Source organism: Tolumonas auensis DSM 9187 (assembly GCF_000023065.1).
Taxonomy (GTDB): Bacteria; Pseudomonadota; Gammaproteobacteria; order Enterobacterales; family Aeromonadaceae; genus Tolumonas; species Tolumonas auensis.
Window position 1 is genome coordinate 411,795 of record NC_012691.1, and the last position, 24,295, is coordinate 436,089.

The following is a 24,295-nucleotide window of genomic DNA, read 5'->3' on the forward strand; positions in this document are numbered from 1 at the left end:
GCTAGTTCTTCGACACATAACTACGCATCGTCGCGCGGGGATCGGGGGCTTGTTCCGCATCACGGACTTCAACATCAATGGCTCTGAATTGCGGATCGGCGGTTTCTACCCCGTGCCAGCGCCAGTAGTAAGTGCGTCCGGCCATCTCTTCTGTGCCATTGCTCCAGTTCAGATTCGGCCATTTCTCCGTTAGCCGGATAGTAACCAGCTGGTTATCCGCAACCCAGCTGGCAAAGGTTTTCTCTTCCAGAGTAGCCAGTGCGACGACCTGCTCGGTAACTGTTTTCATCAGCGCAATGCCGGCGACAGCAAATATTGCCATCGCCACCATCACTTCCAGCAAGGTCATGCCGCGGCAACTCAAGAATGTCCTCCGGAGACGTTATCTTCAGGCTCGTTCAGCACGGTGATCTGGCCATTTTCCTGCCCTTTGATCTGACGATACAGAGTGCTGTTGCTCCCCAGCTCTTCCAGCGTCAGAGAAAATGGCGTGATTTCACCGCTGGGTAACAGCAGTATTTGCGGTGTTTTTGCCTCAAGCTGGTTTTCGGTATCAAACCATTGCGGGTTGGAACGTCCCAGACGGTTTTCTTCCTCCTGCAATTGCAGGCCATCCAGCGTCAGAGCCAGCGAGACTTTTTCATCAAATTCACCGGCGGTGCGCAGTTTTTCACTCGTATAAGGTTGCCATACCTGATGGTCCCAGTCGGGCAGAGTATCTAATGCCTGGCTGGTTGACTGCGTGACAGTATCATCATTGGCAGCCGTGGTTTGCTGCCGGATCATAAACTGATAACCATGGTCGGAAATATGCAGTCCGATCGTGCGCCCCTGCTGAGTGGCCTGCTCGCTCATCACCTGAATGGTGGCGGCCAGCTGCTGGCTTTCCTCAGCAAGATCGTTGCCGAGTTTCGGGCTTGGACCACCGGGGATCGACAACACGATAATGCCGGTGGCACAGCCGATGATCACGATCACCAGCATGATTTCAATCAGCGTGAAGCCACGCATGGTTTTACGCATCACTGTTGATTATCCCGCTTATCCAGAGCCCAGTTACCGACGTCATCTTCCGTTCCGGACTGACCATCCGGCCCCATTGAGAAAACATCAATTGTGCCGTGTTCACCCGGACTGAGCAGCTGATATTCGCTCTGCCACGGATCAGCCGGCAGACGTTTGATATAACCGCCATCTTTGTAGTTTCTCGGCACCGGGTCGCTGTCCGGCTTAATGAGCAGTGCATTCAGACCCTGATCGGTCGTGGGATAACGGCTGTTATCCAGCTTGTACATATCCAGCGCATTCTCCAGCGCCACAATATCACTGACCGCTTTCTGATGGTCAGCCTGATCTTTGTTGCCCATCAGGTTAGGAACGACCAGACTTGCCAGAATGCCTAAGATCACGATAACGACCATGATTTCCAGCAGCGTGAAGCCGCGTTGTTGTCTGCGTTGCATGGATGACTCCCGGATTAATAAAAACAAAATTATCTGCCAATCATGTTATTCAGTTGCAGGATAGGCTGCAAAATTGCCAGCACGATAAACAGCACAATGACGGCCATACTGACTACGAGTGCTGGTTCAAAAATGCTCAGGGCAATGTTGACCTGACTCTCAAACTCGCGATCCTGATTGTCAGCCGCCCGTTCCAGCATGTTGTCTAATTCACCACTGCGTTCGCCTGAGGCAATCATATGCAGCATCATCGGCGGAAACAGTTTGGTTTGTTCCAGTGACGTCTGCAGGCTGCTGCCTTCCCGGACACGTTCCGCCGCAACGGTGACTCTGATTTTGGCCTCATCATTACTGAGTACATCACCACTGATCCGCATACCTTCCAGTAAAGGTACGGCACTGGAGTTGAGGATGCTTAAGGTACGGGCGAAACGGGCGGTATTCAGCCCCCGGCTGACCTTGCCAATCACCGGTAAACGTAACAGTATGGCATGATAACGCCGCCGGTTAGCCGGCTTCACGACCCAGCCGCGCCACAGGATCAGGGCGATAGCTATCAGCAGCACAAACCACAGCCCATAATCACGCACCAGATCACTGGCGCCCATCAGAAAGCGGGTACTGAACGGCAGTTCCTGTTTCATATGGATGAACTGTTCCACGACCTTCGGCACCACGGTCGCCAGCAGGATCGAAATCACACTGATGGCGACCAGTGTCAGGATAATGGGGTAAATCATCGCCTGCAGCAGTTTATTTTTCATCTGCTGACGTTGCTCGGTGTAGTCGGCCAGCCGATTGAGCACGATTTCCAGATGACCGGATTTTTCGCCGGCAGCCACCATTGCCCGGTACAGCTGATCGAATACGGAGGGAAAGGCCGACATACCATCTGCCAGCGAATGCCCTTCCAGTACTTTGGTCCGGACTGCGGCGACCAGTGTGCTTAACCGGGCTTTTTCGGTTTGCTGGGCGACCGCTTTCAGTGCTTCCTCTATGGGTAGCGCGGCAGCGACCAGCGTGGCCAGTTGCCGGGTCAGCAAGGCCAGTTCAGCCGTGCTGATACGGGGTTGCAGCCAGCTGCGTTTCAGGCTTTGCTGTTTGACCTGTTCCACGGCTTCAGTCAGCGAAACCGGGGTTAATCCCTGCTCACGCAATGCCTGCCGGGCCTGGCGTGGCGAGTCAGCCTCGATCATGCCTTCCTTGTTCCGGCCTTTGGCATCCAGTGCCTGATATGCAAAAGCGGCCATGTTAATCCTCCCGTGTTACACGCATGACTTCTTCCAGCGTGGTTTCCCCGTTCAGGACTTTCTGCAGACCATCGGCCCGGATGCTGGGAGTGTGTGATCGGATCAGATGCTCAATTGCAAATTCCCCGGCACCGGCATGGATGGCTTCACGGACTTTTTCATCAACGATCAGCAGCTCATAAATACCGGTACGCCCTCTGTAACCGGTAAAGTTACAGGCATCACAGCCGCCGGCTTTAAACAGATGCGTGACGCCGACCGGTAATTCGTAGCGCTGACGTTCTTCTTCACTCAGCAATTGTGGTTGTTTACAGACCGGGCAAAGAGTACGCACCAGACGCTGTGCCAATACGGCCAGCAGGGAGGTGGAAAGCAGGAAGGGTTCCACGCCCATATCCTGCAGACGGGTGATCGCACCAATTGCGGTATTCGTATGCAGTGTAGAGAGCACCAGATGGCCGGTTAATGAGGCCTGGACGGCGATCTGTGCTGTTTCCACATCCCGGATCTCACCCACCATGACGACATCCGGATCCTGACGTAAAATTGCGCGTAACCCGCGGGCAAACGTCATGTCGACTTTGGGGTTAACCTGCGTCTGACCAACGCCTTCCAGATCGTATTCGATAGGATCTTCTACCGTCAGGATGTTGCGATCCTTGGTGTTGATTTCCGACAGTGCAGCATACAGCGTAGTGGATTTACCGGAACCAGTCGGACCAGTGACCAGAATGATACCGTGGGGTTTCTGGATCAAATCGGCGATATGCGCGCGGTTCGCATCCGTCATACCAAGCTGTTTCAGTTCCAGCCGGACGTTGTTTTTATCCAGCAAACGCAGCACTACGCGTTCACCGTAGCTGGAAGGCATGGTAGATACACGCACATCGACGGCGCGGCCGCCGATACGCAGGCCGATACGACCATCCTGTGGTACCCGTTTTTCAGCGATATCCAGTTTGGCCATTACCTTAATGCGGGATACCAGCAGTGAAGCCAGTTTGCGTTGCGGACGCAGAATTTCACGCAGGACACCGTCAATGCGGAAACGGATGATGAGGTGTTTTTCAAACGTCTCAATATGAATATCCGACGCTTCCGATTTGATGGCTTCACTCAGCATGGCGTTAATCAAACGGATAATGGGGGCATCATCGTCAGCATCCAGCAGATCCTCACTGGTCGGCAGCTCTTCGGCCAGAGTGAAAAAATCCACTTCGTTGCCGATATCTTCCATCAGCTGGCGTGCTTCGGAGGAGTCACGCTGATAATCATCGGTCAGTTGCTGTTCAAAGGCATCGGCATCCAGCCAGTGCAACCGAAAAGGCCGGCGCAGCAAACGACGGATCTCCTGCAGCGTCTGCGCACTGACGCCGGTCCGGCAAAACAGGACGGGTTCAGCCTGTTGCCATTGCAGCAAGACGCCATGATCGCGGGCAAAGGAAAAATTCAGACGAACGGGTTGCTCGTGTTCAATCACGGTTGCCGTGGACTCCTGAGGCATTACTGCAAACTCCCTGCCTGACCTTGCTGTTCCAGTAACGCTTTCATTTTCGGTGACAACGTAGTTTCTGTGCCATAAGCCGGCAGTACCGGGCGATTTACGGGCAGTGATAAACTATCTGCGTCTTCATCCTGTGCAATCTGTTCAGCCCGGAACAGGTTGTATTTACTGCTGGAAACACCGGTATAGGTTACCGGATCACGCAAAATGGTCGGATGAATAAAGACCATCAGATTTTGTTTGGTGGTTGATGTGCCGTTATAGCGGAACAGGTAACCCAGGATCGGGATATCACCCAGCAGGGGCACCTTATACACCGATTCGGAGGTGTTGTTGCTGAGTAATCCCCCGAGCACCACGGTTTCGCCACTTTTTACTAAAACAGAGTTTTTGACGGTACGGGTGTTGAATGTCGATCCCAGCGAGCTGTTACTACTGGATGAAGACGAATCCGTCGAGGAGGAGGAGGCGACACTGGATACTTCCTGTTCAACCTCCAGCAACACAGAATCACCCTCGTTGATTTGCGGGGTTACCTTGAGTTTGGTACCGACGGTTTTGCGTTCTACGGTACTGTAAACACTCCCTGCGGTACTGGACTGACTGCCGGTCACTACCGGCACTTCCTGACCGACATTGAACGCTGCTTCTTTGTTATCCAGCGTAACAATACTCGGCGTCGCCAGAATATTGCTCTTGGTGTTGCTGGAAAGCGCGGTCACCAGACCCGCCCAGTTACCTTCATAGAAGCCGGCGACTAAACCGTTAAAGCTGCTGAGCGCGGCCGTTGACGTACTGGAAAGTTCGCCATCATTACGCCATTCATTTGCCGCATTCGCGACGGTGGTTGTAGGCAAACCTGTGGCCGTAAATTGTGTACCGCCGCCATTGGTATTCGCCCATTGCACACCAAAGTTAAGGGTATCGCCATCCTGTATTTCGACAATGATCGCTTCCACCAGTACCTGCGCCCGGCGGATATCAAGTTTGGCAATGATACGTTCCAGTTCCTGCATCACATCTGGTTGTGCAGTGATGACCAGCGCGTTGGTCTGTTCATCCGCGACAATACTGAGATCTTTACCGTTATAACCACTACTGCTGGAACCGGAACCGGAACTGGAAGCAGAATCAGCTGTATTGCCTGTCGCCGTCATTGAACCGGAAGCGCTGTTTTTTTCGTTCTGGATGGTTTTACTGGTACCACTCAGCACTTCCACCAGATTCTTCGCGTTGGCATATTTCAGATAGAAAACCCGGGTATTGCCCTGTGTCTGCTGTTCGCGATCCAGCTGGCGGATCATGGTTACTATGCGTTGACGCCCCTGATTTTCACCACTGATCACGACGGCATTGGTGCGTTCATCAGCCACTACTTTCGGGGTTAAAACATTGGTCAGTGCATTTTTATCATTTTTGGTCAGCGCGGTAATCAAGCGCACCATTTCACCGGCAGAGGCGTATTTGAGTTTAATAACATCGACGTTCTCATCACCGACTTTGTCGACCCGGCGCACGATTTCGACCAGCCGGTTGACCACGGCGGCGCGGCCGGTCAGCAGTAAGACATTCGATGGTTCATAATGCACGACATTACCGCCACCGGCGTTGTCATTGAGCTGACGGAGTAACGGTGCCAGTTCACGCACAGATACGTTGCGGACCGGAACTACACGGGTCACCATTTCATCACCGCTGCCGGTACGGGTTTCATCAGCAACCGGAATGGAGGAGGTTTTGGCATTTTGTGCCTTGACGACCTTCAGGATACCGTTCGGCATCGGTACGACGGCAAACCCGTAAACGTCGAGCACACTCAGGAAGAACTGATAATACTGTTCTTCATTCAGCAGATCATAGCTGCGTACATTGATAGTGCCGCGCACACTTGGGTCGACAATGATGGTCTTCCCCAGGTTTTTCCCAACGGTGTTAATAAATTCCTGAATATCAGTCCCTTTGAAACTGGCGGAGTATTCAGCAGCCAATGCAGGCGATATTCCGAGCTGGGTGCACAGACAACCAATGACCAGACTGCGTTTGAGAAATTGTTTCATGTTAAATTTATAACTCCGCGTGCTTATGGTTGTACCAGACTGAGATGGATACCCTGTTCAGCACCGTTGTGCCCTGCTGTGATATCCCTTTCTGCCTGATGGGCCAGTTGCTGCATTGTCTGCGCTGTTTTGCTGTTTTCGCGCAGATTCATTCCTTTGATATTGATAGCCAAATCGCTTGCCTGCAAGTCTGACGGGTCACATTTTTCCGGATGACGCGCCGTATTTAACCGATAGCTTCTGCACCGGCTCTTTCTTCTGGCAGACAATGGCATGATTGCCATCTCGTTTGGATCTCAAAATCTCTTTTTTATAGGTTCTCATCATAGCCGAAACTGATTTTTTGAAATAGCCATATCAACTGATGATTTAGTTATTTTTCCTGAAATTTGAAGGATTAACATCAAACTGACCTTTAAAGAAACGAGTAAAAGTACTTTGAGATGAAAAGCCAATGATCTCACTAATTTCCTGTAAAGTCAGATGACTCTCTTTTAATAAGCGGCAAGCTTCTTTCATTCTTATTTCTTTCAATATGGATTGAAAGTTGACGCCTTCAAGATGCAGGTGTCTGTTGAGAGTCCATCGGCTCATATTTAATTTATAACAAATACTATCCAGAATATTCTCATCGTCACTGCTTTCTTTGTTATGAAGCGTATTCAGTACTATTCGGCTTACAATACTGGCAAAGCCGATATTTTCAGACAGTTCTGATATTTTTTTATCTAATTTTTCTTTCTGGAAGTCAGCCAGCGTTGAATTGTATTTTTCATATGCCATTTCAGTTTTTGTTTTGTTTATTTCTAATATGTTTTTCTTTTCGTTCCATTGGCAACGGGTACCAAAAAAATCTTCCAGAGGCGAATTCTTTCCAATGCCATCCGTCAGGGATATCTTAATAGAATAGTTTTCTTCGTATTTCTTCATTATTTTAAGGATTGAAGAAAAATTAAATATGGCCTGTGATGAGCCTAATATTTTTGAGCCTTCATTGATATACTCGATGCTCATCTTATCGTCAGTTTCAGTGATGATAAAAGAGTCGCAATTACCAATGATGGTTCTGTATTTGCTGTATGCATGGATTGCATCAAACGGATTTCTTGAGTTCAGACAATATCCAATTAACTCAGGGTAGTCATCATAAAGTGAACTGAGGTTTTGACTGAATACTCTTTCGTTAAAATCCAAATACGGAATCGTCTCTGTCAGCAGTTTATAATGCTTGGCAGCTATTATTCTTCCGCCAGGATTTGTTATGTCTGTTGGTAGTATATTACACGCTTTACAAATACGATCCGTATCTAATCCTTTAGAGCCCAAATGAGTTAACATCTTTTTTGCTAATAAATTAGAAACGCTTTTATTCATGATTGTAAACTACGTTTATACTGAATCGGTATCTGGATGCTATGTTTTGCTTAATGCGGCGTCTATATAATTAACAGTTGTCTATGTAAGCAAATGTAAAATTGTCGTCTGCGTCATGTTTTTATAAGTGTGCACCGAATTGCAAAAATATGCACCCAAATGTCAAATCAAACAATAATTAATAACTGCAAACCACAGACTGTCGCTGAAAAGGGTCTTACGACCCTTCAAGGTTTTTATTTTCTGCGAAGCAGCATAATCGGAGCAGCATTTAAGCAGGTGACGGCGATTGCATTTATTATGGCTGAGCGAGATTAATATAAATATCCTGTTCAGCGCCGTTGCGGAGCACGGTGATATTCATTTCTGCCTGGTGAGCCAACTGCTGCATGGCCTGTACCGCATCACCTTTGTCGCGCAGATCAAGACCGTTGATACTGATCGCCAAATCATTTGCCTGCAAACCTGACTGACCAAATATTTCCGGGTTACGCCCCGGATTTAACCGGTAACCCTGAAGCTGGTTATTTTCCATTACCGGCGTGATGCTCAGGTAATCCTGCAATTGAGCGGGGTTTTTCATTATTTGCTGGCGTAAACCCGTGATGTTACCTGGGGCGGGCGCGGCAGCCGGCGGTGCCGTTGCTGCATTTTCATCCAGAAATAAGGCTTCATCCTGCTGTTGCCGGGTGATGATGATGCGATCCGGAAAGATTTCGGTAATGCGGGCATCGGTACCCTGAATGACATCGCCGATAGCATAACTCTGCTGCTGGCCGTTACGGGCAATGATAGCGATAGAGCGACTGGCGATGTTGCTGGCCATAATGCCGGTCAGCTGTGCATTTAAGCGGCTTTTGGGCGCCGCTGTTGTACCGCGGTCCTGTGGCTGAACGTCGATACCAAACAGCGCTGCTTCACGGATGGCAGCGAGTCGTTGCTGACTCTCTTGCTGGTCGCCGGGAGTTGCCGGGATATTGGTGCTGACTGATGCGGGAGCGGTGGTCTGAGACGCGGGTAATAACTGCCAGCTCAGCCGTGCCAGCTGATAACTGCAGCCAACCAGTAATAGTAATACTGCGGCGCGACGCAGCGCGCTGAGCCCGTTTTCACTCAGACACCAGTTTTGGATTGTCAGTAACTGCATGTGTTGTTCTCTTTATCGTTATGCCCATGCCGGAAAAAATCATTTTGCTATGTGATATCTCCCGATACAACTGTTTGCGGGAATAGATGCATAAATCATCACCGAAATCACAGAATATCAGCAAAGACAGTACTGACGGGGGAAGATATACTGTTGTTACTGTTTTTTAACATCATGTGATTTTCATGTCAGAGAAGCCAGTTAAGCCAGAACGTGCTTTACCGGAAATCTTACAACGCGATGTTGTGGCGCAGAGTCGTCTGTTCCGGGTTGAAGCTTTACAGTTACGTTTCAGCAATGGTGAGGAACGGGTTTATGAACGCATTCCCGGTGGTAACCGGCATGCAGTAATGATAGTACCGGTACTGAATAAAGACACATTGATGCTGATCCGGGAATATGCGGCCGGTACCCATTCCTATGAAATCGGCTTTCCCAAAGGTCTGGTCGATATGGGAGAAACGGATGCCGAAGCGGCTAACCGTGAACTGCAGGAAGAGATCGGCATGGCGGCCCGCCAGTTGACGTTTTTGAAGCAGGTTTCGCTGGCGCCCGGCTTTATGAATGCCCGGATGGGGATTTTTCTGGCAGAAGATCTGTTCCCGCAGCAATTAACCGGCGATGAGCCGGAGCCACTGGAAGTGATTCCCTGGCCCCTGAAAGATGCCGAAGCGTTGCTGGAACATCCGCAATTTCATGAAGCACGCAGTGTGGCGGCGTTGCTGTTGCTGTTACGTCAGGTCAAAGATGGTGTTTTATCTGACCATCCGGCTTAATTGTTGAGCAGAAATACGACATAGCCGCGGAAAAAGGCGGCTTGTTCCAGATAGTCCGGCGCCTGCCAGTCACCATGCTGTACCAGGCCGACTTTAAACGGAATGCGCAGCTGGGCCAGCCGTGGCAGATAGTCGGCATAGTTGCTGATGGTTGTCCGCCCCTGATAGGTTTGTACGACGACTTCATCGACGATGCCGGCCAGCTGGTTAACCAGCGCAGGTGAAGTGTGATTACTCCAGTCGAGCAGGCCGGTAATACTCAGCGCGTATGGTGCCGGTAACCGTCGGCGCAGCTCCTGCAAAAAGGTGATGTATTGCTGCATTTGCAGCGTGCGGGCATCAAAATCAATCTGAATACCCGTTACCGGGTTGCCCTGTGTTTTCCAGCGGATAATCTGTTGTGCAATGCTCTGGTAAATGGATTCTGACCACTGCAGTGTTTCCACCCGGTAGGCGAGCCAGATCTGCCCGTGGCGCAGCCGTGGCGTGGCAATGCCTTGCGGAATAAACCGGGTTTGTCCACGACGCTCACTGATTTGTCCCTGCAGGATATAGATGGATTCTGCCTGCGCCAGTACCGGTTGCGGACGGACGGCACTCCACAGCCAGAAAGCATGATGATCTTCCGCATTGACTCTGGCCTGAGCCGGCAGGAGCGTTATTCCTGCCAGCAGGATCATGCACAGCCGTAATTTTGCCATCACCAGTAATATTTAAGTTGCTGCGCCCAGCTGGTATCACCGAATTGCGATTTCAGGGTGTAGAACCACTGTTTGCGCTGTGCAATCGGGATGTCCTGAGTACCGCAGCTGTTATAACCACTTGGCGCAAAACAGTTCACGGCGCGGTAGAGGGCATAGGCTTTATCCTCGCGGGCAGCCTGTTGACTGGCAATCACTTGCTGATAGCCATCCAGGCGCGAGAACAGTTTGCCGGTAAAGTGGCTTTCTGTGCCGCCTAACTCATTGCTTTCAGGTTGGTTATTCAGCGGGAAGTCATCCAGACCATGGCGGAAGATAAACTCACCCAGACAGTTCAGTGCGCGCGGATTGCTACTGTCATCCTGCAGTGTCTGTACGACAGCGCTTAATGCCGGACACTGATATTCGGTGGCATTTTTGCCATCCCACTGGAACAGTGCCAGTGCCTGCTGCGTGTTATAGGTGAAGCCCATAAACAGGGGGGCTGTACTGACCTTTTCCGGTAACAGGTTGATGTCTTTAAGAAAATCAGCATACATGCTGCGCGTCAGATCTTTGTATAACAACGTAAACAGGGCGACATCATGTTCCTGTGCCGAGAGCGGGCGGGAGATCTGCTGGCGTAATAACACCGGCGCAGCGACATTACGCAGCAGGATCTCGCGTATCATCGGCGTTTTGATCGGTGAGTTGGACGCAAAGACCTGTTCAAGCTTCTGGCTGCGTTCGTAATTCATCGCCAATGACAGCTCCAGCTGTTGCCGTTGTACTGGTTGGGTGACCTGTTGGAGCATTTTTAACCATAACTGCTCTGCTTGGCTCCACTGCTCCTGCATTTCCAGTGCGAATCCCCGCAGGGTTTGCTGGCTGAAGCCCAGATAATCCGGTATTTCCTCAGCAGATGATTCCGGCAGAATGGTCAGTGTTTTATCCGCATCTTTTTCGACATACAGCGCGTAAGCACCCAGCAGATAGGTATAAAGTTCCGGCTGCCGGGCAAAGCGGCTCTGTTGTGCCTGCAGCTGTGTCAGAGTAAATGGCGGCCGGCTGTCATCACTGCTGCGCTGACGCATCAGCATCAGATCAATGATCGCCAGCAGATGCGGATCATCAATGCTGCCGGTATCACTGAAAGATAACAGCAGTTTGTTATCGATCTCCTGCACCAGCTGATTACTGGTGATATTCGCTTCGCTGAGCGGATGTCCGAACCAGTAAGCGTAGGCCTGCGCCAGCCGTTTCTGATCGTTCATTAACCAATATACGCGACGCAGTAAACCTGTTGCTGAGGCGCTGTACTGCCCTTGCGGATATGCCGTCAGGTAACGGTTAAACGCCGATTCTGCCGCCTGCAATGCGGCCAGATCGATTTTATCGTTACTGGGGTAACCTATGTCATCAAACGCATTCTGTTGCGCTGCATTCAGAAATACCCGCCCTTGCATATAAATCGCGGTTTCTTTCAGCCATGGCTGTGAGGACTGGCTGAGTACATTAAATGCCGCAATCGACCGGGTAAAATCGCCGTTATAAAACGCCAGCGCTCCTTGCAGATAGTTGGCAAATAACTGACCGGATTCAGACTGAATATTGTCGGGTAATAAACCGGCCTGCTGCTCCGGATCAGCGGCACAGCTTTGCAGAATAGCTAAACGACTTGTCGCCAGCTGCCGGCGTTCTTCTGCCGGGATATCACCGGCCTGAACCAGTTGCTGTAAATAGCGCAATGCAGTCTGCTGGTTATTGGATGCACAGCGGCTACCTTCCCAGATAGTACTTTGTGCTAACAAGCCGGAGGCCGTGTCACTGCTGACCCCCATCTGTACCGCGAGCGTGACCAGTGGTGATGCATCGCTGGCCGGGGTCTCCGTGCTATCCGCCAGATCCACCGGGAAAGGCACCAGGGCATAGCCTTGTTCTTTGTAATAATCATCTGCAGTGGGAACGGTCAGGGGCTGATGGCTGTGGTCAGCCAGTAATAACTGCAGATTGATCCGGCTGTCGTTGGCGGGGGAAAGAAACGGGGTATTGTTGCAGGTATCAAGGAGGTCTTTTTTCAGATCCCACGTCGGATAACAACTGTCATCACTGCAGGCTTGTGCAGGCCACTGGAATAAGGCTGATAAGATGACTCCGCCGGTGATGATGTGACGCCAATGCATATCTCATCCTTGATTGTGTGTCGGCCTGATTGCCTGATTATCAGACAATCGGATGCCGGATACCAGTTCCGCAATACAAATACTGGCCGATAAATCAGGTACATATTCATTGCCGGGGTAAAACCTGACTACTCCAGATTAGCAGATTCTGTGAAATCTGCCGGTAGATGCCCCGTTCCAGAACCCAGCGCTGCCAGTAGAGACCGCGTTGCAATAGGGGAGTTTCCGGCATCAGTTCGACCAGTTCGCCGCGGGCCAGTTCGGTTGTGATCTGCAGTTTCGGGATCAGGCAATAGGCGGCTCCGGCTTTGGCCAGAGCGACAAACGCTTCCGACGAACGTACTGTGTGGCAGGGGTAGCTGCCCGGCGGTAAGCCAAAGTGTTTTTCCACAAAGCTGACATGCATATCATCCCGCTGATCAAAGGCAACGCCTGGTGCTTTGCGCAGTGCCTGTTCCGTCAGCCCGTCCGGGAAATATTGCCGGATAAAACCCGGTGACGCGGTCAGCACATAATCCATATACCCCAGCAGATCAGACTGGCACCCCGGTAGCGGTTCTTGCTGCGTGGTGATGGCACCGAAAGCTTCGCCGCGACGCAGCCGATCGATAGTGCGGTTTTCGTCCTCAATCAGTAGATTCAGTTCGATTAAACCGGGTTGCAGCAGTGGCGTCAGCGCCGGGATCAGCCAGGTTGCCAGGCTATCGGCATTGGTCGCTATGGTGACCGGAAGCGGTTTGGCCGGTGCGCTGGGTGACAGATGCGGTAACAGTTCCCGCTCCAGCTGTTGCACCTGTTGGTAATGGGTCAGCAGCAGTTGTCCCATGGCGGTGAGTTGTAATGGTTGCGAGCGGATCAGCACCGGCTGTGCGACCAGCAATTCCAGCTGTTTGATGCGCTGTGATACGGCCGATTGCGTGAGATGCAGTTGCTGCGCGGCACGTTCAAAACTCTGCTCCCGCAACACGACATCCAGTGCCTGCAGTAATTTATAGTCGAGATGGTTCATTAATTTTTCTTATCTTCTATAAGAATCATGAATTTTACTTAATTCTAGTGCTTTCTTATGCTGCTGCCAGTGAAGAATAAATAACGGAAAAATTAATGTTAAACGGTGCTATTTATCTGCAGGGGATGCTGGTCGGCGCCAGTCTGATTATCCCGATTGGTGCACAGAACGCGTTTGTGCTGGAGCGGGGTATCCGGCGCAATCATGCCATGCTGGTGGCCGGGCTCTGTTTTCTGGCCGATGCGTTTCTGATTGCACTGGGTGTGGGTGGTGCCGGAAAGGTGATTGCGCAGTCACTGCTACTGCAGTTGCTGCTGACGCTGGGCGGTGCCGCATTCCTGCTGCGCTATGGCTGGTCGAGTCTGCAGCGGGCCTGGCGGGCAATGGCACAAACACTGGAACAAAAGGGCGGGATGAGCCGGATACAGGCGGTGACAATGACGCTGGCGGTAACGCTGCTGAATCCGCATGTCTATCTGGATACGGTGATGATCCAGGGCGCGGTGGCCGGACAATATCCGCGCGAACAGCAACTCAGTTTTGCACTGGGCAGTATTTCGGCCTCGCTGTGCTGGTTCTTTGGGCTGGCCTTGCTGGCGAGCTGGCTGGCACCGCAATTACAGCGGGTACGGGTACAGCAATGTATTGATACTGGCGTCGGATTACTGATGTGGCTGCTTGCATTCGGATTGTTACGCCATGCCGCATCGCTGGTGTAATCGGTACAAAAAAGACCTCCCGTATTGGCTGAAATTTAAGCAGATAGACCTATACTAATGATAGGCGTGATCGTTATTTATTGATCCACCTGCGCCGTAAGGAGGTTTATATGCGTCTCGAAAAATGGAACCCATTCCGTGATCTTGACGATATTTTCCACAATTATCAGCGTTCTTTTCTGACTCCGTCTTTGAGTCGGGAATCTATGGTTGGCAGTGAATGGGTGCCCGCTGTGGATATTGTGGAAGATGACAAAGAGTATCAGCTCAAAGTCGAAATTCCGGAAATCCCACGTGAAGCCGTTAAGCTGCAAATTAACCACGGTATGCTGACGATTACCGGCGAACGCAAGATGGAAAAGAGCGATGAAAAACACCATCGCATCGAACGTTACTATGGTAGTTTCAGCCGCAGTTTCACGTTACCGGATGATGTTAAAGCGGAAAACATCAGTGCGAACTTCAGTAATGGCATGTTATATGTGCACATGATGAAGAGTACACCGACAGGTGATAAGCCACTTGAAATTGAAATTCACTAACCGGTGGAAAATGAGCGGCATGCAGGATTAACCGGCATGCCGTTTTGTTTTGTCTGTTATTTACGTACCAGCCAGACACCCGATTCCATATGATGGGTGAACGGGAACTGGTCGAACAGCGCACAACGGGCGATGTTGTGCGTCTGGCAGAGGGTTTTCAGGTTATCGCACAGCGTTTCCGGATTGCAGGAGATATAAAGGATCTGTTCATAAGCCTGGATCATGGCGACTGTGGCCGGATCCAGTCCGGCGCGTGGTGGATCCACCAGAATGGTGTTGCACTGATAGCTTTGCAGATCGATCCCTTTCAGGCGGTTAAATTCGCGTTCGCCATTCATGGCCTGCGTAAACTCTTCTGCTGACATCCGCAGGATCTGTACGTTATCGATCTTGTTTACCGCAATATTATGCTGTGCGGCATGCACTGACGGTTTGGCTATTTCAGTGGCCAGTACGCGGTTAAAGTTTTTCGCCAGCGCCAGCGAGAAGTTGCCGTTACCACAGTAAAGTTCCAGCAGATCACCCTGACAATCAGCGGTAACATCGGTAGCCCAGCCCAGCATCTGCTGATTCATTCCGGCATTGGGCTGGGTAAAACTGTTCTCTACTTGCATGTATTCAAGCGTGCGATCGCCGACTTGCAGCTGTTCCAGCACATATTCCCGTTCCAGCACGATTTTTTGTTTGTGCGCGCGTCCCACCACATCCACTTCACCGAATTCAGCGCGCAACGCCTGACGCAGTTCAGTTGCGGCAGGTTGCCATGCCTCGTTCAGCGTCTTGTGATAGAGCAGGCTGATCAGCGCTTCGCCACTCAGGGTGGTCAGAAAGTCGATCTGGAAGAGCTTATATTTCAGCGTGTGATTGCCCCGGATCAGCTCCAGCAGTCGCGGCATCAGGCGATTGATCAGCTGGCTGCCGGTCGGAAACTCATGCACGTAGTAACGCTGTTTGGTTTCGCTGTTGAACATGACGTAGTAAAGCTCATCAACGCCTTCATGCCAGATGCGGAATTCGGCACGCATACGGTAATGACTTGGTGCGGAGGCAAACACTTCCGGTTCAGGAGCCTGAAACGGGGCCAGCAATTGCGTCAGACGCTGCTGTTTTTCATGCAATTGTTGCTGGTAGAGGGCATCTGAATGGACTGCGTTTGTCATGTTGTACTCCGTCACTGCTGGAAGGCCGGAAATTGTATGCAGTTGTGCGAGGTTGTCCAGTTTTATGCTTAAGTTTTCGGCAACATGATAAGCGAGCTGGTGGGATGGAGGTGAAATCCCGCTATACAGCCTCTTATGTGCTCTCTATAATCCGCGACTCTCTGGCGCAATAACCTGCTTAAAAGGGAATCCGGTGTGAATCCGGAGCTGGCGCGCAGCGGTAATGGGGAACGAAAGCGAATGAGTGAAAACTCAGGCACTGCCATCCGGCGGGAAGCCGTCGCCGTAGGAATGAATCAGCCCCTGAGCCCGAAGACCTGCCAGAGCAAAATCTGAGTCATATCATCCGATATGGTAAACAGGGACCACTACGCGAACTAGGGATTGCCCAAATGTCAAAACGACTGACTGCCTCTGTGCTGTCGGCGCTGGCTATTGCTGCGCCAACACACGCCGAAGAATCCACCGGCCTGCCGATCACGGTAACGGCGACACGCTTTGCTGAACCCACTGCCTCTGTACTGGCGCCGGTAAACATTATTACCCGCAAAGATATCGAACAATTACATGCCCGCTCACTGGCCGATGTCGTGAAAACATTACCCGGTGTGGAAATGGTTTCCAATGGTGGTCGTGGACAGCAGGCATCTGTGATTGTCCGTGGCGCCACGTCAGCGGAAACGCTGGTCCTGATGGATGGCGTTCGCATCAACAGCGCCACCAATGGCGCTACCGATTTCAGTAGTATTCCATTAAATCAGGTTGAACGTGTTGAGTTTGTGCGTGGTGCGCGGGCATCAGTTTATGGTTCTGATGCAATTGGTGGTGTGATCAATATTATCACCCGCGGCACGGCAGGGCAGACCAAACATACGCTGAATGGCAGCGCCGGTTCCCGTGATTATCAGAATCTGAACGGCAGTACTTCCTTTGATATCAATCAGCAGCAACATCTGAAACTGGCTGCCGGTTATGAAACGGAAGATGGGTACAACGTTCATCCGGTGGAAGGTGTCAATGACGGTGATGAGCATGGTTTCCTGGGGCGTAATGCCATGCTGGATTACCAGAATCAGCTGACGGATGAAGTGAACGTGTATGGTGCAATGCACTGGACGCGCAACACGATGCAAAGTGACGGTTCCTATAGTTATGGGGATTACAGCCAGCATGAACGTGATGAGACCTGGGAAGAAAATACCCACTATCAGTTAGGCACTAAATACCAAAAAGATCGTTATCAGACGGAACTGAATACCAGTCTGATCAATAACGACATGTATTATTACCCGGATACGATTTCCCGTGATGAAGCGAGTTCAGTCTATAAAACCAGTCAGTATCAGCTGAGCTGGCTGAATAACTATCAGATCACGGATCCCTGGACTGTGGGCGCGGGTGTCGATTTACGCCGTGACGTACTGCACTCCGATTCACAATCTTCCGGCAGCGCATTTTTTGATGAAGATAAAAACCGTAATAACGTGAGTGTGTATGCGTTATCGCAATATCGCTGGGAACAGTGGCTGGGTGAACTGAGTGGCCGTACCGATGATAACCAGCAGTATGGCCGGCATAATACCTGGCAGGCGGGTCTGGGCTGGAACTTCCTGCCGGAATATCGTCTGAGCGCGCGCTATGGCACCGCCTTCCGGGCGCCAACCTTTAATGATCTGTATACCCCGTATTCGGTCTCGCCGGATTTGAAACCGGAAACCTCCAAAAACAGCGAAATTGCATTGGAAGGGACGACACAGGAAGTGTTATGGCGTGTGACTGCATACCGTAACGATCTTGAGGATATGATCGAATGGGCGCCGGACAGCAGTGGTTACTGGTATCCGGGTAACGTAGGCCGGGCACGGATCAAAGGCATTGAACTGGAAGCAGAATTTGCCACCGGTTGGTTAACGCATAAGCTCAGTGCGGATTTCAAAAATGCGCGTGATCTGGAAGACGGTACCGTACTGTCGCGCCGGGCAAAACGTAACTATAAGTGGACGGGCATGGCGAACTGGGACAAGTGGGATGCGTCGCTGACCGGTCAGTACCAGAGCGAACGTTATGACAGTTCCACCCGTTTAGCACCGTATGCGCTGTGGAATGCGGCTGCCGGTTATCATGTATTACCGCAACTGCGCATCGGTGGCCGGATCGATAATCTGTTCGATAAGGATTATGCCCTGGCTTCCGGTTATGCCACACCGGAACGCAGTTACTATGTCGATTTCAGCTACCAGTTGTAATCGCTGCTGCTGAGTGACCTGCAAATAAAAAGGGTTCGCTTTGTGGCGAACCCTTTTGTTTATGAGAGAGAGAAAAAGTTACTCGTCTTCGAGATAGGCGTAACCCTGCAGACCGGCTTCCAGTTCTTCCAGCAATGCTTTACGAGTTTCTTCACTAAGTGACGGGTGTGCGACCAGCTTCTGGTAATCACGACGGATCACTGACGTGTCGATATTGACGTAACGCAGCAGGTTATCCACGTTATCACCCTTGATGATATTGGTGATCACCGGTTCGCCGTTATCGTTCAGGCACACTTCCGCACTGTGGGTATCGCCGAACAGGTTATGCAGATCGCCGAGGATCTCCTGATAAGCGCCGACCAGGAAGAAGCCCATATAGTTGGTTTCATCGTTGCGCATTTCAGGCATTGGCAGCGAATTTTCGATACCCACACCATCGACATACTCTTTAATCATGCCATCCGAATCGCAGGTGATATCCATGATCACACCACGACGGGTTGGCTGCTGATCCAGACCACTCAGTGGCATGATCGGGAAGATCTGGTCAATCCCCCAGGCATCCGGCAGTGACTGGAACAGGGAGAAGTTAACAAAGCATTTGTCTGCCAGCTTCTCGTTCAGTTCATCCTGCAGATTACGATGCATGCGGTTAACCGGATCCAGCATTACCTTCAGTTTCAGGCAGAGATTCAGGTGCAGATCTTCTGCCCAGGCACGTTGGTGTAAGGACAACATGCCCAGCGTGTATTGCGTGTGCACGTCCGCCAGATCAGAAACGGAGTCGTGGAAGATTTCCAGCAGGCCCGGATCTTCTTTCTCATGCAGCTCTTTCCAGCTATCCCACATGTTCTGCAGCAGCATCGGCGCTTCGGCATCCGGTGCATCCGGCAGAGAAGTCGGTAACTGACTTTCCATGCCGACGATATTGGAGATCAGTACCGCATGGTGTGCCGTAATGGCGCGCCCGGACTCACTGATGATCATCGGATGTGGCAGGTCGAATTCTGCGCAGACATCGCCGATGCCCCACACGACGTTGTTGGCATATTCGCGCAGGTTGTAGTTGGCCGAGCAGTGGCTCTGCGAACGGGAACCTTCGTAATCCACACCCAGTCCGCCACCGACGTCGACGACTTCGATGTTGGCGCCCAGATGGCGCAGTTCCGCATAGAAACGACCGCATTCACGGATCCCGCCCTGAATATCGCGGATATTGGCAATCTGTGAACCCAGGTGGAAATGCACCAGTTGCAGACAATCCAGTTTATCGGCTTCACGCAGACGTTCGACCAGTCGCAGGATCTGGGCGGCATTCAGACCGAACTTGGATTTTTCACCGCCACTGGCCTGCCATTTACCGGAACCCTGTGATGCCAGGCGGGCCCGCACCCCGATACGAGGGGTGATATTCAGGCGTGCCGCTTCATCCAGGATCAGCTCCAGCTCTGACGGTTTTTCCACCACGATATAGACGTGGTGACCCAGCAGTGAGCCGAGCAGGGCATGACGGACATATTCACGATCTTTATAACCGTTACAGACAATCACTGAACCCAGATCATGGTGATGTGACAGCACGGCCAGCAGTTCCGGTTTGGAACCTGCTTCCAGACCCAGTGCCGGTTTATCGGCAAAAGCACGGGTCACCGATTCAATGACCTGATTCTGCTGGTTTACTTTAATCGGATAAACGCACTGATAACGGCCTTTGTAGCCATAACTTTGGATCGCCTGCTCAAAGGCACCAAACAGCGCATTGATCCGGGTTTTAATAATATCCGGGAAACGCAGTAATACCGGTGTGGCATACCCCTGTTTGCGTAACTGTTCGATGATATCGACTAAGGCTATCTTGCAATCCAGCCGGGTTTTATCCGGTGTCACAACGACACGGCCCAGTGCATCAATATTGAAAAAGCCCGCGCCCCAATAAGGGACGTTATACATCTTCAGGGCGTCCTGACAGGACCAGTTTGCCATGGCATTTCCTTAGTTCAAATCAACAATAATCACAGTGCAGTATCAGGCGCGTTCGTGTCAGCAGCATGGCAGTATCCCTGATGCGCCCTTCTGATCGCGGCGTATTTTATGCGTATTACTCTGGCGATAAACATTTTTTTATAGTCATATAAATCCTCTTTTGAGTACCTTTGACTATGCAGTGATCCAGTGTGAATAAAAACGCGGATCAGGACATACAACGCCCATATTCATGCAAAAAAAACTTACCGGATTGCGTCAGATCCCACCGTAATAAGCGAACAATGCCAGCAGGATCGTACACATAATGTTCAGTACAAAGCCAACCCGGATCATATCCCGCTGCGGCACATAACCACTGGCATAGACAATGGCGTTCGGTGGTGTGGCAACAGGTAGCATAAAGGCACAGGAGGCAGAGACTGCGATCATGATCGACATAATGCTGACTGACATGCCCATATTCGTGGCGACACTGGCAAACAGCGGCACCATCAGTGCGGCAGTGGCGGTGTTCGACGCCAGTTCGGTCAGGAAAACGACAAACGCGGCAATTGCCAGTAGCAGCAGAAGCGGATGGGCATGGCTGAACCACGCGGTGATCTGCTGCGCCATAAACAGACTGGTGCCGGTCTCTTTCAAGACGGCAGATAAAGTCAGTCCGCCCCCGAACAGCATCAGAACGCCCCATTCCGTCTGCCGTTCCACATCGCGCCAGCTGGCAACACCGGTAATACAAATCATCACTGCCGCCACCAGTGCAATCAGGGTATCCAGCTGATCAATGCCTCCCAGCCAGACGGAGAGTTGCTGTGAGCTGATCCAGGCTAATACCGTACAGGAGAAGATAACCAGTGTCAGTTTATGCTGTCGGGTCCAGACAAAATCCATCTGCTGCATCGCGCATTGCTGGTTTAATTGCGGACGCAAAACCAGATAGAGCGCTGCCATGGCACAGGGCATCAGGATCAACACGATCGGAATACCAAAGACCAGCCATTGCAGAAAGGTAATATGAGCCTGCGCGGCGGCGATGACATTCGGCGGACTGCCCACCAGCGTACCGATGCCACCGATACTGGCACTGTAAGCCATCCCGAGCAGAATGAAGGTCCGGGTGCTGCGATCTTTTTCCTGATCCAACTGCACCGCAATACCCATTGCCAGCGGCAACATCATCGCTGCGGTGGCGGTGTTACTGATCCACATTGAGAGCAGTGCCGTGATCCCGAACAGCAACCCCACTGCAGTCTGTAATCGTCCTTTGGCCAGCACCAGGATCTGCTGCGCCAGAAATTGATCCAACTGTTGTTTATGTAAGGCGGCCGCCAGCGCAAAACCCCCGAAAAACAGATAAATAGTCGGATTGGCAAAATGACTGATCGCCGGTTGCAGCCCGAAGATCCCGAGCAATACGGCCATGATCGGTACCAGCAGGGCGGTGACGGTGACATGGATCGCCTCGCTCAGCCATAACACCGCAATAAACAGGAACAGCGATAAACCCTTATTTATCTGGGGTTCAAACGGCAGCCAGTTCAGCAGGATCAGCAGCAGCGCTATATCCAGCAGCAGGATCAGCGGTTTGTATTGTGACTTGAAAATACCGGTAGTGGATGTGTCATCAGACATACACACCTCAACATCATGGGATGTTTTATCTCTTAGTGTAGTTGAGGTGGTAACGAACGGAGATTATTCCGCGGGTTGGCGCAGATAGTGGATCACCTGATTGCTGCTGCCACGCCAGACCAGGGAAGGGTCTGCCAGCTCCTGTACAAATTTGCCATCAACCAGCACGTCAATCAGTGCGGTGATTTCCTGTTGGTCGGGGGTGAGTTCGGCGAGCAGATAACCGGTCCACATCCAGATATCTTTACCGGGACATTCCGCACGGATGCGTTTTACCAGAGCCAGTACATCGGCCTGATTCGCCGGATGCAGCGGATCGCCGCCGGAGAAGGTGATGCCACGGCGTTTGATTTTGGTGTCATTCAGATCGGCGATGATGCGGTCGGCCATTTCCTGAGTAAACGGATGGCCGGAATCGGTGCGCCAGGTGGACTGGTTATAACAGCCACGGCACTGATGTTCGCAGCCGGAGACAAACAGCGTACAACGGGTGCCCGGGCCATTTACCACATCAATCGGGTAATACTGGTGATAAAACATCGCGGGCTCCTGAGCGGTAATTAATGCTGACACCATACTCGGCAGGAAAAGAAAAATCAAAGCAGCAAACGCAGGGATAAAGCAAACGCCCCTTCAGTCGGAGGGGCGTGTCCGGATCACTTAACCCAGGATCTCGCGGGCATTGATTGGCTGCAGCGGACGATTGTTTGCGTGCACCATGACCTTTTTAAAGGCGTCAATCTGTGCTTTCGAAACAAAGACTGGTTTCTTCATGACAATCCAGCGAACACCTTCGGTGCAGGGTGGGGTAGTCAGTGAACCGTTGAAACGATAGTAGGCGTGGTCTTTAGGGAAAAACTTCAGCGCATTGTTTGCCGGAGACAACGCGATTTTGTCACCTTCTTTGGCTGGCATGTGTGTCCACAAGCTTTCCAGCGCTTCGTTGGCATGACCTTCTTTAAACATCACGGTAACGACAGCCAGATTGCCATCCTTGTCCGCATGTACGAAGTGACCTTCCAGCGGGTAGGATTCACCTTTGATCTGGTTTTCACTCGGCGCATGGAAGTGGAACTGTTTCAGCGCGTATTCCACGCCATCAATCACGACATTACTGCCGGCGTCATAAACGACCTGAACGGTATGACCGTTGTTCAGGATCTGGCTGCCACCTGCTTTATAGTTGAATTTCAGTGGTTTCAGTTCTGCCTTGATAAAGCCGTCCAGGTTAACCGGCGTCTGGTTTTTACCGGCGCAGGCACCGAATTCCGGTGTCAGTTTTGCCCAGTTTTCAGGGCCGGTTTCACCACTGTAGCCCCAGTGGGCATGCTGTTCAGCGGTGAATGCAGAGAAGGAGGTAAGCAGCATGGCTGCACAAAACAAATTCTTTTTCATTGTATGGATCCCGAATTGATTTATCTCGAATGGCCAACAAAAAGCGCCCCGGAGGGCGCTGCAGTATAACCCTAGTTACTATGTGGTTTTGTAACTAAATGTACTCAAGCGATACTTTTTCAGCGTTGCTCGCCGGGGTTATATCGGAATTTGGTGCCGTCCGGGCGTGATTTGAAGCGCCGGTGCAGCCACATATATTGCGCCGGTGCTTTACGTACGGCCGCTTCCAGAACCTGATTGCTGCGGGTGGCGTCGGCAATATCATCGCCGGTCGGGTAGTTCTGCAGCGGTGGTTCAATGATCAGCTGATAACCACCTTGTGGCAGGCGGATGTTGTAGCAGGGCAGGACCACGGTATTTTTTACCCGGGCCAGTGTGGCGGTGCCGGTAATCGTCGCGGCATCACTGACCCCCAGAAACGGCACAAAGACACTGGCATGCGGCCCATAGTCATGATCGGGGGCGTACCAGAGCGCTTCTCCCTGCCGCAGGGTTTTGATCATCCCTTTCACATCGTCACGGTTGACCAGATATTTATTGCTCTTGCAGCGACCATGATATTGCGCGTATTCCAGCACCGGATTGGTGTTCGGACGATACACACCGACGCCCGGACGCAGTAAGCCGAACATGCGGGCATTCAGTTCCAGCGTCATAAAATGCGCGGATAACAGCAGCATGCCCTGTTTATTGGCCACCGCCTGTTCGACATGTTCCGCTCCCACCACCTGCATGATCTTACGGATCCGGCGATCCGGCCAGAACCAGGCGATGCCGGTTTCAAAGATAGCCCGGCCAACATTGGCAAAATTCTCTCTGATTTGCTGTTCTCTGGTTTCCTCGTCCCATTCCGGGAAGGCCAGTTGCAGATTGGTGCGTGCGATCCGGACCCGGCGCGGCAGGATCTTCATGGTTAGCCAGCCTAAGGCAGCACCCAGTTGCATCAGCACCGGATAAGGCAGTTGTACGATAAGCCACAGCACTGCGTGTCCGAACCATTGTGGCCAGTAGCGTGGATGAAACAGACCGGCAGTCAGACGAGGAGCGGTATCAGGTAACTGTGTTGCGCGCATAGCAGATGACCAGAGAGTAGGTTAGAAGAAGATAAAAACCCTGCCAGTTTAGCAAATGGTAGTCAGGGTGGCGAATAGCTGTTTGGCCTGTGATAAACT

General features: G+C 51.6%; 22 protein-coding genes and 1 riboswitch. Of the genes, 4 read left to right on the plus strand and 18 right to left on the minus strand.

Annotated elements, in window-relative coordinates:
• Position 1: 1 nt before the first annotated feature.
• The 9 genes from gspI to gspC all read right to left on the minus strand — a co-directional run bounded on the left by gspI (position 2) and on the right by gspC (position 8,795).
• Complete coding sequence (gene gspI, locus TOLA_RS01910; RefSeq protein ID WP_171804896.1) at positions 2–364, minus strand: type II secretion system minor pseudopilin GspI; 363 nt, start codon at positions 362–364, stop codon at positions 2–4.
• Positions 361–1,023, minus strand: a complete 663-nt coding sequence (gene gspH / locus TOLA_RS01915) for a type II secretion system minor pseudopilin GspH (RefSeq protein ID WP_012728592.1) — start codon at positions 1,021–1,023, stop codon at positions 361–363. Before gspH ends, gspI begins: the two co-directional genes overlap by 4 nt.
• A complete protein-coding gene (gene gspG, locus TOLA_RS01920) occupies positions 1,023–1,463 on the minus strand; it encodes a type II secretion system major pseudopilin GspG (protein WP_012728593.1) in 441 nt (146 codons plus the stop codon). Before gspG ends, gspH begins: the two co-directional genes overlap by 1 nt.
• A 29-nt stretch (positions 1,464–1,492) precedes the next feature.
• Positions 1,493–2,713, minus strand: coding sequence for a type II secretion system inner membrane protein GspF (gene gspF, locus TOLA_RS01925; RefSeq protein WP_012728594.1), 1,221 nt, complete (start codon positions 2,711–2,713; stop codon positions 1,493–1,495).
• 1 nt (position 2,714) lies between these two features.
• Positions 2,715–4,217: a type II secretion system ATPase GspE gene (gene gspE, locus TOLA_RS01930; protein ID WP_012728595.1), complete on the minus strand. Its 1,503-nt coding sequence runs from the start codon at positions 4,215–4,217 to the stop codon at positions 2,715–2,717.
• Entirely contained in the window at positions 4,217–6,274 is a 2,058-nt protein-coding gene (gspD, locus tag TOLA_RS01935; RefSeq protein WP_012728596.1) for a type II secretion system secretin GspD, read from the minus strand. Before gspD ends, gspE begins: the two co-directional genes overlap by 1 nt.
• Before the next feature lie 23 nt (positions 6,275–6,297).
• On the minus strand, positions 6,298–6,447 hold the full coding sequence (locus tag TOLA_RS16755) for a hypothetical protein (RefSeq protein ID WP_171804897.1): 150 nt from the start codon (positions 6,445–6,447) through the stop codon (positions 6,298–6,300).
• Between the two features lie 196 nt (positions 6,448–6,643).
• The gene (locus TOLA_RS01940; protein WP_012728597.1) at positions 6,644–7,648 is read right to left on the minus strand and encodes a helix-turn-helix domain-containing protein; all 1,005 of its coding nucleotides are present in this window, start codon (positions 7,646–7,648) and stop codon (positions 6,644–6,646) included.
• Between the two features lie 298 nt (positions 7,649–7,946).
• Positions 7,947–8,795 carry a type II secretion system protein GspC gene (gene gspC, locus TOLA_RS01945; protein WP_012728598.1) on the minus strand — a complete coding sequence of 283 codons (849 nt, stop codon included), beginning with the start codon at positions 8,793–8,795 and terminating at the stop codon, positions 7,947–7,949.
• 185 nt (positions 8,796–8,980) lie between these two features.
• Between gspC and nudE the strand changes: the two genes are divergently transcribed.
• Positions 8,981–9,571 (plus strand): ADP compounds hydrolase NudE, encoded by a 591-nt coding sequence (gene nudE / locus TOLA_RS01950; protein WP_012728599.1) that lies wholly within the window; start codon positions 8,981–8,983, stop codon positions 9,569–9,571.
• Here nudE and TOLA_RS01955 read toward each other — a convergent pair.
• From TOLA_RS01955 to TOLA_RS01965, 3 genes are all read right to left on the minus strand, one after another.
• The gene (locus TOLA_RS01955; protein WP_012728600.1) at positions 9,568–10,272 is read right to left on the minus strand and encodes a DUF3142 domain-containing protein; all 705 of its coding nucleotides are present in this window, start codon (positions 10,270–10,272) and stop codon (positions 9,568–9,570) included. The genes nudE and TOLA_RS01955 overlap by 4 nt on opposite strands.
• Complete coding sequence (locus TOLA_RS01960) at positions 10,272–12,434, minus strand: PA5441 family protein (protein ID WP_012728601.1); 2,163 nt, start codon at positions 12,432–12,434, stop codon at positions 10,272–10,274. Before TOLA_RS01960 ends, TOLA_RS01955 begins: the two co-directional genes overlap by 1 nt.
• A gap of 106 nt (positions 12,435–12,540) precedes the next feature.
• Complete coding sequence (locus TOLA_RS01965; protein WP_012728602.1) at positions 12,541–13,443, minus strand: LysR family transcriptional regulator ArgP; 903 nt, start codon at positions 13,441–13,443, stop codon at positions 12,541–12,543.
• Between the two features lie 95 nt (positions 13,444–13,538).
• On the opposite strand from TOLA_RS01965, the gene TOLA_RS01970 reads away from it, so the two are divergent.
• A complete protein-coding gene (locus tag TOLA_RS01970; RefSeq protein WP_012728603.1) occupies positions 13,539–14,162 on the plus strand; it encodes a LysE/ArgO family amino acid transporter in 624 nt (207 codons plus the stop codon).
• A 110-nt stretch (positions 14,163–14,272) separates the two neighbouring features.
• The gene (locus tag TOLA_RS01975; RefSeq protein WP_012728604.1) at positions 14,273–14,704 is read left to right on the plus strand and encodes an Hsp20/alpha crystallin family protein; all 432 of its coding nucleotides are present in this window, start codon (positions 14,273–14,275) and stop codon (positions 14,702–14,704) included.
• 56 nt (positions 14,705–14,760) lie between these two features.
• Here TOLA_RS01975 and trmA read toward each other — a convergent pair whose 3' ends face one another.
• Positions 14,761–15,864, minus strand: coding sequence for a tRNA (uridine(54)-C5)-methyltransferase TrmA (gene trmA, locus TOLA_RS01980; RefSeq protein WP_012728605.1), 1,104 nt, complete (start codon positions 15,862–15,864; stop codon positions 14,761–14,763).
• A gap of 145 nt (positions 15,865–16,009) precedes the next feature.
• Positions 16,010–16,203: riboswitch (cobalamin riboswitch) on the plus strand.
• A 53-nt stretch (positions 16,204–16,256) separates the two neighbouring features.
• Here trmA and TOLA_RS01985 point away from each other — a divergent pair.
• Complete coding sequence (locus tag TOLA_RS01985) at positions 16,257–18,110, plus strand: TonB-dependent receptor domain-containing protein (RefSeq protein ID WP_012728606.1); 1,854 nt, start codon at positions 16,257–16,259, stop codon at positions 18,108–18,110.
• A gap of 78 nt (positions 18,111–18,188) precedes the next feature.
• On the opposite strand, the gene speA is transcribed toward TOLA_RS01985, so the two are convergent.
• From speA to lpxL, 5 genes are all read right to left on the minus strand, one after another.
• Positions 18,189–20,096, minus strand: coding sequence for a biosynthetic arginine decarboxylase (gene speA, locus TOLA_RS01990; protein WP_012728607.1), 1,908 nt, complete (start codon positions 20,094–20,096; stop codon positions 18,189–18,191).
• Between the two features lie 258 nt (positions 20,097–20,354).
• Complete coding sequence (locus TOLA_RS01995; protein WP_012728608.1) at positions 20,355–21,728, minus strand: SLC13 family permease; 1,374 nt, start codon at positions 21,726–21,728, stop codon at positions 20,355–20,357.
• A 63-nt stretch (positions 21,729–21,791) separates the two neighbouring features.
• Positions 21,792–22,268: an anaerobic ribonucleoside-triphosphate reductase-activating protein gene (gene nrdG, locus TOLA_RS02000; RefSeq protein ID WP_012728609.1), complete on the minus strand. Its 477-nt coding sequence runs from the start codon at positions 22,266–22,268 to the stop codon at positions 21,792–21,794.
• Positions 22,269–22,388: 120 nt separating this feature from the next.
• Positions 22,389–23,123: a carbonic anhydrase gene (locus tag TOLA_RS02005; RefSeq protein WP_012728610.1), complete on the minus strand. Its 735-nt coding sequence runs from the start codon at positions 23,121–23,123 to the stop codon at positions 22,389–22,391.
• Between the two features lie 119 nt (positions 23,124–23,242).
• Complete coding sequence (gene lpxL / locus TOLA_RS02010; RefSeq protein WP_012728611.1) at positions 23,243–24,196, minus strand: LpxL/LpxP family Kdo(2)-lipid IV(A) lauroyl/palmitoleoyl acyltransferase; 954 nt, start codon at positions 24,194–24,196, stop codon at positions 23,243–23,245.
• Between the last annotated feature and the right edge of the window lie 99 nt (positions 24,197–24,295).